This window comes from Pedobacter sp. T50_32, from assembly GCF_057652195.1.
Map to the genome: position 1 here is coordinate 1 of NZ_JBYFBY010000019.1, position 408 is coordinate 408.

Here is a 408-nt window from a genome sequence, read left to right on the forward strand (position 1 = left end):
TTCTGATTATCCGTTTATGCACCTGTTATATTCGCAATTACTAGTCTGTCAAAGAGTTTGTCTCCAAAATACCGTCTGTTTAATTTGTAAATAAACTCGTTGAGATACAACTGTAAGTATTTCCTTTTGATTTTATGGTAGTTGCCCAGCAATGTCCGTTTTGCATTACTGATTGCGATATGCACCCATTTGAGTGTTTCCTTGGTGGTTTTGGCGTCTGATTTCTCGGTGACGTGCAATTCCACCAGATCGGAGATGTCAACGTAAGAAGTGCTTTTGTCCGAAAATACGATGGCATCATCCTCCATGCAGTCCCTGACCACGCCGTTGATTCCTTCACTTTGATGGCTATCCAGTACCCTGGCCTTGAAATAACGCACATGCTTCTCCTTTTTGCCCGTTTCGATA

1 pseudogene is annotated in these 408 nt (G+C 42.2%); it reads right to left on the reverse strand.

What is annotated here, in order from left to right:
- Positions 1-14: 14 nt before the first annotated feature.
- A pseudogene (locus AC23ME_RS21105) lies at positions 15-408 on the reverse strand (IS1595-like element ISBbi1 family transposase); the annotation flags it as partial.